Annotated in this window: 8 protein-coding genes; all 8 read left to right on the top strand. The window is 50.0% G+C overall.

From position 1 onward, the window contains the following. Positions 1-7 precede the first annotated feature (7 nt). Positions 8-1879 (top strand): NADH-quinone oxidoreductase subunit L, encoded by a 1872-nt coding sequence (gene nuoL, locus RCO25_RS06105; protein WP_308995240.1) that lies wholly within the window; start codon positions 8-10, stop codon positions 1877-1879. 2 nt (positions 1880-1881) lie between these two features. Continuing rightward, positions 1882-3510: a complex I subunit 4 family protein gene (locus RCO25_RS06100; RefSeq protein WP_308995369.1), complete on the top strand. Its 1629-nt coding sequence runs from the start codon at positions 1882-1884 to the stop codon at positions 3508-3510. A gap of 3 nt (positions 3511-3513) precedes the next feature. Next, on the top strand, positions 3514-5064 hold the full coding sequence (locus tag RCO25_RS06095; RefSeq protein ID WP_308995239.1) for an NADH-quinone oxidoreductase subunit N: 1551 nt from the start codon (positions 3514-3516) through the stop codon (positions 5062-5064). Between the two features lie 542 nt (positions 5065-5606). After that, positions 5607-8693 (top strand): S8 family peptidase, encoded by a 3087-nt coding sequence (locus RCO25_RS06090; protein WP_308995238.1) that lies wholly within the window; start codon positions 5607-5609, stop codon positions 8691-8693. A gap of 131 nt (positions 8694-8824) precedes the next feature. Beyond that, positions 8825-9091, top strand: coding sequence for a DUF1146 family protein (locus tag RCO25_RS06085; protein ID WP_308995237.1), 267 nt, complete (start codon positions 8825-8827; stop codon positions 9089-9091). 300 nt (positions 9092-9391) lie between these two features. Continuing rightward, the gene (gene murA, locus RCO25_RS06080) at positions 9392-10828 is read left to right on the top strand and encodes a UDP-N-acetylglucosamine 1-carboxyvinyltransferase (protein ID WP_308995236.1); all 1437 of its coding nucleotides are present in this window, start codon (positions 9392-9394) and stop codon (positions 10826-10828) included. Positions 10829-11023: 195 nt separating this feature from the next. Next, a complete protein-coding gene (locus RCO25_RS06075) occupies positions 11024-12001 on the top strand; it encodes a LacI family DNA-binding transcriptional regulator (protein WP_308995235.1) in 978 nt (325 codons plus the stop codon). Between the two features lie 175 nt (positions 12002-12176). Next, positions 12177-13520: an ABC transporter substrate-binding protein gene (locus RCO25_RS06070; protein ID WP_308995234.1), complete on the top strand. Its 1344-nt coding sequence runs from the start codon at positions 12177-12179 to the stop codon at positions 13518-13520. The last annotated feature ends 98 nt before the right edge of the window (positions 13521-13618 follow it).

Raw genomic sequence — 13618 nt, 5'->3', positions numbered from 1 at the left:
GCAGCGTATGGATAAATACACACAAACGGCTTGGTTGATACCGTTGTTTCCGCTGGCAGCATTCCTCGTTTTGACGGCGCTCGGCCGCAGCTATCGGCGGGCGGGCGTATTCATCGGTTCGTTGGGTTCTTTTGCAGCCTTTGTGTTCTCGCTGTTGATTTTGGCAGATCGCTTGGGTGCCAATGAAGTGGATTATAATTATTCCTTCGATTGGATTACGATTGGTGATTATTCGCTCCGATTGGGGTTTGAGGTGACGAACCTGACAGCGCTTATGCTGGTGGTCGTTACGTTTGTCAGCTTTCTCGTGCAGCTGTACTCAGCTGGTTATATGAAGGATGACGAGAGGATTTCAGTGTTTTACGGCTATGTTTCCTTATTTACCTTTTCTATGCTGGGCCTGGTGCTGTCGGATAATTTATTGTCGCTTTATATTTTTTGGGAATTGGTCGGCGTATGCTCATTCCTATTGATCGGCTTTTGGTTTACGCTGCCTAAGGCTCGCGCTGCCGCCAAAAAAGCCTTTATCGTTACGCGCATCGGCGATGTCGGACTTCTGCTGGCTATCCTGCTGCTGTTCTGGTATATGCCGGAGCATGCGCTTGATTTTACAACGATTCAAAGCGTGTTCGACGGTCAGTCAGGCGCCATTACAAACGGGATTACGACGCTCATTGCCCTGCTTATTTTTGTGGGCGCCATTGGAAAATCCGGTCAATTTCCGCTGCATGTCTGGCTGCCTGATGCGATGGAAGGGCCGACGCCCATCAGTGCGCTGATCCACGCGGCGACCATGGTTGCCGCGGGCGTGTTTCTTATTGCGCGGACGTACGATATTTTTCAAGACTCTGCTGCCGCGATGGAGACGATCGCATATGTAGGCGGATTTACAGCTATCTTCGCAGCGACGATCGCGCTGGCGCAAAATGACATTAAACGAATATTAGCTTACTCAACGGTAAGCCAGCTCGGCTATATGATGCTTGCGCTCGGTCTCGGTTCCCTAACAGGCGGGATCTTTCATTTGTTTACGCACGCTTTCTTTAAAGCGCTGCTGTTCCTGGGAGCCGGAAGCATCATCCATGCCGTACATACCCAAAACATTAACGAGATGGGCGGACTAAGCTCGAAAATGCGTGTGACGACATGGACCTTTGGGATCGGCGCTCTGGCGCTTGCCGGCATTCCGCCCTTATCCGGCTTTTGGTCGAAGGATTTGATCTTGTCGGTTGCGTGGGAAACAAACCCGCTGTTGTTCGTTGTTGGTTTGGCAGCGGCTTTCTGTACGGCGCTTTATATGTCACGGCTGTTCTTTCTCGTATTTATGGGGAAACCAAGCGCCGCGGCATCCAAAGCCCATGAATCGCCTGTCTCCATGACGCTGCCTCTGATTGTTTTAGCTGTCTTGGCTGTTGCAGCCGGGTTTATCGAGACGCCGTGGAACGGCTGGTTCGGTTCGTGGATTAACGACGGCCCTGAAGAAGCGCATACCAACGGCGCAGCGCTCGTGGGTTCAATTGCCGTTGGGCTTTTAGGGATTTACATCGGATGGCTCGTATACGGGAAAAAAAGTATCAGCAGCACTGCGCTGCGCGAGAAAATGCCTTGGCTTGTCAGGCTGCTTGAACGCAGCTACTACATCGATGAACTGTATGCAGCCGTGATCGTGAAGCCGCTCAAGCTGCTTGGCTCCGTTTTGCTTGCATTCGATGCCTATGTCATAGGCGGAATCGTCCGGCTGACAGGAACGGCTGTAAGCACCGCTGGCCGGGCTGCTGCCCGGCTGCAGAACGGTCAGGTGCAATCCTACAGCGTAGCGGCCGTTATCGGTTTTGTAGTGATTGTGGTTGCCATCGTCGGAAGGAGGTTCCTGCCGTGAGCATCCTGAATGATATCCCTATATTGTCGTTTATTTTGCTGTCGCCTCTGTTAGGCGTCATCGTATTGCTTCTGCTTCCCAAGCATCGGGGCAGTTGGATGAAGACAGCGGTCGTCGTAACAACGCTCATTCCTCTGGTTCTATCCTTCTGGCTGTACGCCCATTACGACAAGCAGCAGGGCGGCGCTGCGTTCGACGAGCAGCAAAGCTGGGTGCAGCTTCCGCTGAATAAGGAGACGCAGCAAGCAGGCGTTTCGGAATTCATGTTCTCGTTCCAATATGAGCTTGGCGTGGACGGCTTGTCGCTTCCTCTCCTGCTGCTCACGACGCTTGTATCGGCAATGGCATCGCTGGCCGCCATTCAGGTCAAAAAAAGATGGAAATCGTTTTTTATTTGGTTTCTATTGCTGGAGACGGGAATGCTTGGCGTATTTCTAGCCCGCGATCTGTTCATGTTTTTTATATTTTTCGAGATTACGCTCGTTGCGATGTATTTCTTAATCGGAATCTGGGGTTATTTCAACCGCGAGCGCGCGGCCAATCAATTTCTTATCTATAACGGGATTGGTTCAGCCATCATGCTCATTGCCTTTGTTATTCTGGTGAATACGGCTGGCTTCCGCATTGACCAGGCCGGCGATCAAGTTAGCTTTATTTACAGCGGCAGCTATTCGGATATATTTCGCAATATATCCGACCCGGCAGCATGGATGAATTTGGCTCCGGAGCAGGTCGGCATGGTCAATCCTTTCCTAATGACGGATACGATGCAATGGACGCTGTTTATTATGCTGCTGATTGCCTTTGGCATTAAGCTGCCGATCTTTCCGTTCCACACCTGGATGCTGAAGGTGCATACGGAAGCCCCCACATCCATCGTCATGATCCACTCGGGTCTTTTGCTGAAAATGGGCGCATACGGCTTGCTCCGATTCGGGCTGCTGCTCTTTCCGGAGCAGGCACGCGCATTTGCGATACCGCTGGCAGTGCTGGGCGTCATCAATATTTTGTACGGTGCGCTGCTCGCCTTCAGGCAGCAGGAATTCAAGCTCGTGCTTGCCTATTCCTCGATCAGCCATATGGGAATCGTCCTTCTCGGCTTTGCTGCCATGAATGAGATTGGTATACAAGGCGCTGTATTTCAGCTTGTATCGCATGGACTCCTGTCGGCGCTGCTCTTCTTAATCGTTGGCAGCATTTATGAGCGAACGGGCACGACAGAGCTTGGTGAACTGGGTGGTTTGGCGCGTTCTATGCCATTTATAAGCGGCGTATTGCTGACAGCAGGACTCGCTTCGATCGGCCTGCCGGGATTATCCGGCTTTATTGGCGAATTTCTATCGCTGCTTGGGCTGTTCGAGTCGCAGCGCTGGTTGACGGCGGCAGCGGCGCTTGGCATTATTTTGACCGCGGTTTACATGCTTCGGGCTGTTTTGAAAATAACGTTCGGAGCGCAGCGGGAGACCTTTGCCGCGCTCAAAGATGCAAGGCTCATTGAAGCGCTGCCGATGATCGTGCTGCTTGCGTTCATTTTGCTGCTCGGCTGCTTCCCATCCATCCTTACGGACACGGTACAGTATGGCATGGATGGCCTGTTCGACCAATTACTTGCAACAAGGGCGGGGGGATAGACCATGTACGAAGGCGTTTCATTTGTACCACTGACATGGACGGATATGCTCTACCTTGCCCCGGAATTTACGCTTGCCGCCGTATTTTTGCTGCTGGTCGTGCTGGATTTGATATTGCCGAAACGCATAAGCAGGCTGACGATCGGCTGGCTGACGCTGGCGGGCATCCTTGCCTCGCTGCTGCTCGTGGTGCTTCGGATGCTCGATATGAATCAGGGAGGCACCTCTGCTGAAGCGATTAGGCTGCTGAGCAACAGTTATCGCATCGATGATTTCGGAAGCTTGCTCAAGATCGTATTTTTGACAGGTACCGCGCTTATCGTCCTGCTGGCGATCGGATCAGTACGGGATGACGAAGCGATAACGGATCGATCGGAATACTTTTATCTTCTGCTTCCGGCGCTTATCGGGGCGATGATGATGGCCTCATCGGGAAATTTGGTAACGCTGTACATCGGACTTGAGCTGCTCAGCTTAACGAGCTACGTCCTGGTCGGAATAAGAAGGAGAGCTTCGTTATCTGCCGAGGCCGCGTTCAAGTACGTGGTAACGGGGGGCATTTCGTCCGCGATGGTTTTGTTCGGAATGTCGTATTTATACGGCATAACGGGGTCCGTTGATCTTGGAGTAATCGCAGAGGCGCTGCCGCGTGCTTTCATTGACTTTAAGGCGTTTGTGTATGTGGGCTTCCTCTTTATGATTGCGGGCTTCGGCATCAAGGTGGCAGCGGCTCCCTTCCATGCCTGGGCACCCGACGTGTATCAGGGAGCGCCTGCACCGGTTTCTGCTTTTCTGGCGGTTATTGCTAAAGGTGCGGCGCTTGCGGCTGTTTTTAGAATCATGTTCAGTACGATATTAGTTGCGAGCGGCGAAGACGCGAATGTGTCCAAGGATCTTTTCCTTGTGCTTCTGGTATTAGCCGCGGCTGCGATGCTTGTTGGGACCACGGCGGCTTTGAGGCAAAAAAACGTGAAGCGGCTGCTCGCCTTGTCGGGCGTTGCTAACGCGGGTTATATGCTCGTGCCGATCGGGGTTTCAATAACGGTGATCCACAGCAGCAACTTCTCGGAGTTCGTTTATTATTTGGCAGCCTACCTGTTTATGACGATTGGGGCATTTGCCGTGCTTACGGTCGTCAGCCGTGCTTCGGGCAATGATGAGATGAGGAGCTTCGCTGGTATGTATTACAGGGCTCCTTGGACCGCCGCGGCGATGGTTATTTTCGTCTTATCACTGTCAGGATTACCGATATCCGGAGGGTTTTTCGGGAAGCTTTTTATTCTGCTTGGCGCGGCAAGTGCCAAGGCCTACTGGCTCGCGGCGATTATGGTTGCAAGCAGCGTGATCTCCTACTATTTCTACTTCAGCTTGGTGCGCCAAATGTTTATGCGAAGCGGGAACGAGGACGGCGGGCTTCGCCTCTCTGGAGAAACCGGAGCCGTCATTTGGATATGTGCAGCGGCGACGTTAGCGCTGGGTATTTTCCCCGGGCCGTTAATGGAATGGATCGACGCGATATTCTCGCTTAAAGGCGACTTATTGATAGGCGGTTAGCAAGGTGAGCAAACGCAGAGGTTCGTTGGATTTTTCATAATAACAGTGAGGGGCTGTCCGAAAGGCCATGAATATGGACCTAGAGGACAGTCCTTTGTTTTAGGCTCATCGATGAGAATTTGTATGTTTTCGCTTTAAAATGTGTGCCTATTTAACCCTGCGATACGATAGTTTTTGCCACACAGGATGGTGTCAGTCGTTAGGCTTGATTGGCTTTGCTAGGCGAAAGAGGTTTTTTTGTTTCAGCGATAAAAGATGTGGGTAATGAGCATCAGGGGAGAAATGGTTCATGTAGGTAGTCGTTGAGGCGTACTGAGCTTCTATCACCCACGTTTACTCTAGTACATATTTACCGGGAAATAATAGTTTTTGACCGATTTTCTTTTGCTTCTGTTGTGCAGTCTTAGAATCATAGGACTATTGTCCTTTTGTCTGCGTGCAACAAGGGAATTGGCGGCTCCGGAGAGAACTGATATGAATGGTATATTTAAATGAAAGTGGGAACGGAAAATAACGGATTCATTAATCGAAGGCAGAATGCGATGATAAATCGAATAGAACCAAAAAGAGTTGGAAATAAGCGGGAGGTTGGCTGCGTTGCAACGATTGTGAGGTTAGCTGCTGCGGTCCAAAACCGCGCTGCGCGCTTGCAAATGCAAGTAAGCTCGCAAAGCATGCTTGCCCCGCGCAAGCTCCTCCGTCAGGCGCTGCTCGCGCTGCTGATCGGGAGCTTCACCCTCGGGGGCACTGCCCCCGCAGGGCTCGCTCCCGGAGCGCTGCCTGCGGCGCTTGCCGCCGCAGGCGGCGTAACCGAGCAGCCGCAAAGCTGGCTGCTCAAATGGCGAAGCCCCGCGCTCGCGCATGAGCTGCGCGGGACACAGGTGCTGCGCCGCCAAAATGAGGCGGCGGTCATGCTCGTACGTCCGGCCGATAAGGACGCGGACGTGCAGGAGTGGCTGCGCCGGCTGCGAAGCTTGCCGGACGTGGAGTATGTGCACCCGAATGATGCGGTGCACATTCTATCCATGCCTGCGGACACACCTTCGCAGGAGCCGCTCATGCCCTCGCAAGCGGAGGGAGTGCCGGAGAGGGCTGTAGTCCCTTCGGCCCCTGCAGCGAAGCTTGCAGCCGCCGCTGTGCCTGTCACGCTGCCTGCCAATGACCCAGAGCTGCCTAAGCAGCTTTATCTCGGTCAGATTGGCGCAATAAAAGCGTGGGAAACCGTCCAAGAGCAGCAGGAGCTGACCATTGCAATCGTTGACACCGGCGTTGATCTCGACCATCCGGATTTGAAGGATAATCTCGTTCCGGGCGCCAATCTGGTGAATCCGGGAGAGCCGCCTGAAGATGACAACGGACACGGCACAAGCGTAGCTGGTGTCATCGCAGCAAGAGGAAATAATGGCATAGGTGTATCAGGCATCGTTTGGAAAGCCAAAATAATGCCGATTAAAGCGCTCGATCAGAGTGGCGACGGCACAGAGCAGGAGCTTGGCGAAGCGATATTGTATGCGGTCCGAAGCGGCGCAAAGATCGTTGTGCTGTCCGTCGGCTTACATCGTTACTCCCCTTACATGCTGGATATCGTAAAGTATGCGGAAAGCAAAAACGTGCTTCTGGTAGCAGCGGCGGGCAACGATGGGGTGGCTCTCGGAGAGAGAGCGTCGGTAAAATATCCTGCAGCCTATCCAACCGTGCTTGCTGTTGGAGGCGTGAAGACAAACAATACGGTTGACGCAAGATCTAACCATGGAACTGAGCTTGATCTGGTCGCACCGTGGAATGTATATACGACGGCCCTCGGCGGGCTGTATAAGAAAGAGGAAGGTACCTCTATGGCTGCCCCGCAGGCAGCTGCTGCAGCGGCTCTCATATGGTCGCGCTACAAGAACCTGAAGCCTTATCAAATACGCGAGCTGCTGCGGCAAACGGCCAAGGATATCGGTCCGTCCGGCGCGGACAGCTCTTCCGGCTACGGCGTGCTGCAAATTGACCAAGCGGTACGTTCAACATTGCAGACAGATGGGTTCGAACCAAACAACAGCCAGAAATCGGCTGCGAGGTTTCCGCTCGGCACTCAAGTTTCAGGCTTGCTGAAGGGGACCGCCGATCATGATTGGTATCGAATCGATACCCCGTATGACGGTAAGCTGACGATACAATACGCAGGGCTTGTAGCCAGCGGAAAAATCGTTCCGCCAGTCCGTCTTACCCATTATACAATTGGCGTAAAGCAGAGCACCGCGGATACGAAGCTGGCAAACCGTACGATTGATCTTGATGTTAAAAAGGGCCAGCATCTTATTCATCTTGAGCTTATTAACCAAAGCAGCGATGATGACCTGCCTTACCTGCTTACATCTACCTTTACAATAAAACCAGATGATTATGAGAAGAATGACAAATCGTATGAAGCGTCGACGCTTCAACCCCGTTCCCAGTCGATTATCGGCAATTTTCACCAGACCGCCGACCGGGACTGGTTTGCCGTGACTTTTACGCAAAGCGGCAAGCTTAGTCTCGTGCTCACGACGAATACCGCGCGTATCGATCCTGGGCTTGCACTCCAAAAAGCAGGGCAGCAGCTCATGGTGTACGACGACGAAGGCGAAGGGGAGACCGAACGGTCACCAGTCATAACTGTGACACCTGGTAAATATTATATTCGTGTTCACAATGCGATCTCCTCCGAAGCAAGTCCGTCTCTAGGGATCTACACGCTCAAGATGGACTATACGCCGAAATATGATGATCCGAATGAACCAAACGATAAATCCTATGAAGCTTTTATGATGAATTCCGGCACGGAATATCTAGGTGTGATCGGCAGCTATGCCGACGTGGATTGGTTTCAATATCGCGTTGCGAGTCCAAGTATCATCAGCATGGCTATAACCGGCGTGCCGAGCGATAATGATTTGAATCTTCAGCTGTACGACAAACGTATGAAGCAATTAGCGTCTGCAAGTACGAGGTCGAGCGGCAAGCTTCAAACGAAGGAGCTGCTGCTGCAGCCAGGCGTGTATTACGTAAAGCTGCTGGCTGAAGCCCCGTTCGACAAGCAATATTACCGATTAAAAGTAAAATCAGATGAGCTAATTGCCGGATTCAAGGACATCAAAGGGCACTGGGCGCAAAATCAAATTGTAGCGTTAAACAAAAAAGGCATTATTAATGGAACGGGCAGCTATCGGTTCGAGCCGAAGCGTGCCATAACGCGAGCGGAGGCCGTGGCGATGGTCGTCAAGGCGTATAAGCCCATTTCAACGGGTACAGCTCCGGATAAACGCTTTAATGACGTTTCAGTAAACCACTGGGCGTATGATGCGATTGCGAGCGCCGTCGGTCAAGAGTGGGTAAAAGGCTTCCCGGGAGGCTCCTTTAAGCCGGATCAGCCGATTACGCGGGCGGAAATGGCATTGATTATCGGCTATGCGGACGGCGTGCAGCCTCGGCTGCCGATTTCAGACCCGTTCGCTGACGTATCCAAAACGCATTGGTCCGCTCCCATGCTCTATGCCATGAGGGTAAACGGGCAGATTGAAGGGGTGGAATCAAATCAGTTTATGCCGAAGCAGCAAGCAAGCCGCGCAGATTTTACCGTGCTTCTTCACCGGGTGCTTACCTAAAATTTGCATAAAACAATTTTACTTCGCGTTTCGTTAGTAACCGTAGGTAGGGATTGTACGAACGGCCAGATTGCTGCTTGCGCGCAGTGCCAGTCTTTGATCCTAAAAGAAGGAGAAGCCAGGGGGGCAGCATGAACGTTGATACCGAGCTTTATCATGATTTGCAAAACTATACCGGCATGACCGGATTATTCTCGATTATCATTGTTATCCTAAGTATTATATTTGTTTGGTTTGTCCTGCAGGAGGTAAAGTGGGAGACGTTTTTCCGTTTTCCGCGCAGTCCCAAAGCACGTCTTTTTCAAGTTATTGTTGCCATCATTATGGGTCATTTATTGGCCAAATTCATTTTGGAATATTGGGGCTATACCGTGCTTCTCAAAAGCTTTGTCGAATAACAAAAGCGAAACATGTCAACAATGGGTAATACATGACGGACTCAAAAAGCAAATGGCTTGCGAATAGATATAATTTAGCGGCTATTCTTGGAATGGAAACGTATTTTTTCACTTGAAAAGTAACGTTTCTGGAGAAAAAAGTCATAAATTGCCGAGGGAAGCGTGTACAAAAAGTGGCAATAATTTAACGCTTGTCGATTCATGTAAATGAGTGATAAGATGAGGTTTGGGTAAAATGAGAAATTCCAGATTATTCACGATTAGGTAATAGAAATTGCAGTTCGCGGAGGGAACCATAAGATGACCAAAATTATCGTCCGCGGAGGCCAGCGTTTGAAGGGAACGGTCCGTGTTAGCGGAGCAAAAAATGCAGTACTCCCCATTTTAGCGGCCTCATTATTGGCGACAGAAGGAGACAGCGTCATCCATGACGTACCCCTCCTCGACGACGTTATGACGATTCAGAAAGTGCTCGCCTCTTTAGGCGCACAATTATCCTATAACAATGAAACCATGCGCATTACAGCGCGAGCTATTACGTCTTTTGAAGCTCCTTATGAGCTTATCCGTAAAATGCGCGCATCCTTCCTTGTGATGGGACCGCTTTTGGGCCGTATAGGCAAGGTAAGAATTTCGCTGCCGGGTGGCTGCGCGATCGGCACTCGTCCGATTGACCAGCATCTGAAGGGCTTCGAGGCGATGGGCGCAGAAATTACGCTTGGACATGGGTTTATCGAAGCCAGCACGAAGACTCGACTTAAGGGTGCGAAGATTTATTTGGATGTAGCTAGCGTTGGCGCAACAGAAAATATAATGATGGCGGCTGCTTTAGCCGAAGGCACGACGATTCTTGAAAATGCAGCCAAAGAACCGGAAATTGTTGATTTGGCTAATTACATTAATGCAATGGGCGGCAAGGTTCGCGGCGCAGGTACGGGCGTTATTCGTATCGAAGGCGTAGACCGCATGTATGGCGCAGTGCATAATGTGATTCCTGACCGCGTTGAAGCTGGCACGTTTATGATCGCTGCGGCGATTACGGGCGGCGACGTCTTCGTAGAAGGCGCGATTGCCGATCATTTGACACCGGTTATTTCCAAGCTTCAAGAAATGGGCGTGGAAATTACGGAAAGCGATAATGGAATCCGGGTACAATCGGGGACTGTTTTGAAATCCGTCGATGTCAAAACATTGCCGCATCCGGGCTTCCCGACAGATATGCAATCGCAAATGATGGCTCTTCTGCTTGTGTCGGAAGGCACGAGCGTCGTGACGGAAACGGTGTTCGAAAATCGTTTTATGCATGTTGAGGAATTCCAAAAAATGAACGCTCAAATAAAGGTAGATGGACGTACGGCGATTGTCAGCGGAGGATTGCCGCTTACGGGCGCAAAAGTCTGTGCAACCGATTTGAGAGCAGGAGCAGCGCTTATATGTGCAGCGCTCCGCGCAGACGGTGAGACGGAAGTAACCGGACTGCATCATGTGGATCGCGGTTATGTCAATATTACAGGTAAGCTCGCTGCTCTTGGCGCAGATATTCATCGCGTCGAGTCAATGGAAGAGAGCGCTGCTGCCGCAGCAACTTCAAGCAAGCAAGGCAATCCTGCATCGGTGGCTCGGGAAAAAGCGTCCGTGGTCGCGATTTCCGCAGCGGTAACAGAGGCAGACACGGCTGTACCTTATAAGCGTGAGAAAGAGGTAGCTGTTCTTAAAGTGCAGCCAACCTGGGCTTAACAGTTATCCATACGCAAAACGAAGAAGCTGTTTCAAATAAGCCGTAACGGGCTTATCTGAAACAGCTTCTTTTTATTGTATGGAACAAGTGAGAAAGAACAGATCATACAAGCATTTTGAACCGCAGAACGAGTATAAATTTGCAGTTCATTTCGCTATAATGGGTAGAACGACTGAAAATGCAAAGGGGCAGCCATGGCAACGATACATGATGTGGCAAAATTAGCGAACGTATCCGTAACGACGGTTTCCCGCGTATTAAATAATCGCGGTTATATTAGCGAGGCAACAAGGGCCAAGGTGTACAAGACCATGGAGGAACTTCATTACCAGCCAAATGAAATTGCTCGTGCATTATTAAGAAAGCAATCTAACGTAATCGGACTAATCATCCCTAGCGTATCTCATCCTTTTTTTAGTGAGCTGGCGAACCATGTGGAAAACTATGCTTATGAACTGGGCTATAAAATGCTGCTTTGCAACTCGGAGCTCGATCCGCTTAAGGAAAAGGACTACATCGAAATGCTCAAGCGGAATCGTGTCGATGGTATCATTATGGGAAGCCATACTCTGCAGGTAGAAGAGTACAAAAATTTAAGGTCCCCGATCGTGACAATTGATCGCCAAATCAGCGGTGAAATCCCGTTTATTTCTTCGGATAATTTTGCGGGTGGAAATCTTGCTGCGAACCTGTTGATAGGTAAAGGCTGTAAAAAAATAGCGCATATATGTGGAAATCTGGAGCTGCAGCTGCTGGCAAACCAACGAACAGAGGCTTTTCGAGCAGTGATGGAGGAGCATGGAATTGAGCACATCATCATACAGACAGATATGAATGTATTTGATCAAGTGCAGTATGAACAAATCATTTATCAGCTGTTCAAGGATCACCCCGACATTGACGGCCTATTCGCAACGAGTGATATTATTGCTGCATTCGCCGTTAAGGAATGCATGGCTGCGGGCAAACGAATTCCAGACGATGTGAGGATTATTGGCTACGACGACGTCAAGGCTGCTAGATGGATAACGCCGGAGCTCACGACGATAAAACAGCCGATTTCAGAAATCGGGAAAATGGCGGTCGATTTAATTGTGAAGCAGATGAATGAGGATTTTTTTGAGACCGAAAATATTATTCCAGTGTCTCTTGTTGAAAGAGCAACCACATAGCATTAACAATGAAAATCCCTTATGAAATAAGGGTTTTTTTATTTTTCTATAATATGTCAATCGTTTGACATGTCAAACGATTGACATAACGATTTTACGAATATATAATACGGTATGAAAGCGGTTTACACGATCGGTAAGACGTTTATAAATTTAAAGAATCGGGGGCAATGATATGAAATCTTTGAAGTGGATACAGGTGCTTGCGCTGTCGCTTATCGCTGTTATGGTTGTTACGGCATGCGGCAATTCTGGTAATACCGGTAATTCCAGCAATATCAGTAATTCCGGTAACGCAGGTTCATCTAATGAAAAATCAGAAGTGAAAATAACGCTGCTTAACTCTAAGGGTGAAATTCAAGCCCCACTGGAAGAAGCGGCAAAAACATTTAAAGAAGACTATTCGAACATAACGCTTGAAATCATACCTGTACCTGCTGGACAATCGCCTTTTGAGAAAGCATCGGCACTTTATGCCTCAGGAAACCCAGCGACCATTACGATGCTGGACACAGGCGATGTTGAGAAATTCAAGGATCGTGTGCTTGATTTGAGCGGCGAGAAGTGGATGGCCGACGCGGTTGACCGCAGCACTTCACTTACGACGTTCGATGGCAAAAACTACGCTTTCCCGCTTGCCATTGAGGGATATGGATTCATTTATAACAAAGCGGTTGTAGATAAAGCGGTAGGCGGGTCGTTTGAACCCGCGACGATCAACACGACAAACGCGCTGGAAGAGCTGTTCAAAAAAATCGAGGCCTCCGGGAAAGCACCGCTAATCATTTCCCCAATGGATTGGTCGCTCGGTGCTCACTATTTGCCGCTAGCTTACGCGGGTCAATCTGCTGATACTGCAGCGGTTACGAAGTTCGTAGAAGATTTGAAAGCAGGGACAGTCGATTTGGCAAGCAACGCTGTCTTTAATGGTTTGATAGATACGTTTGATGTGATGGCAAAATACAACATTGATAAGACATCCCCGTTGTCCGGTACCTATGAGAGAGGACCGGAAGTGCTGGGTAAAGGTGAGGTAGGCATTTGGTTCCAAGGGAACTGGGCATGGCCGCAAATTAGCAGCTTTGATACCGCGAGCGGTCAGTATGGATTCCTTCCAGTACCGGTGAGCAACAATGCGGATGATTTCGGCAATACACAAATTTCTTCTGCTGTTTCGAAGCGTTTGGTGCTCGACAAAGAGAAGAATACGGCTGAGCAGCAAGCTGCTGCAAAAACGTTCTTGGAATGGATGGTATACAACGAGAAGGGGCAAGACTTCCTTGTAAATAAAGCGAACATCATTCCAGCGTTTAAGAATGTTACGCTCGAAGCGAAGGACCCTCTTGCGAAATCGATTTCTGAGCATATCGCAAACGGCAAAACACAAGATTCAATGAGCACGCTTCCTGCAGACCACTGGGCTAAGTTAGGTGCCGCGATGCAAAAATATTTGGCTGGCGCAGGTGATCGCGCGGAATTAACCAAAGAAATCGAGGATTATTGGAAAGCCGTTAAATAAACATTTGCAGCAAGACAGCGGCCTACCCAGCGAATGTGACGGGGTAAGCCGCTTACTCTTATCTATGTTTCGATTCACCAAATAACATGCATGAATGC

The organism is Paenibacillus sp. LHD-38 (genome assembly GCF_031157315.1).
Lineage (GTDB): Bacteria > Bacillota > Bacilli > Paenibacillales > Paenibacillaceae > Pristimantibacillus.
This window is presented reverse-complemented; position numbering and strand designations above follow the sequence as displayed.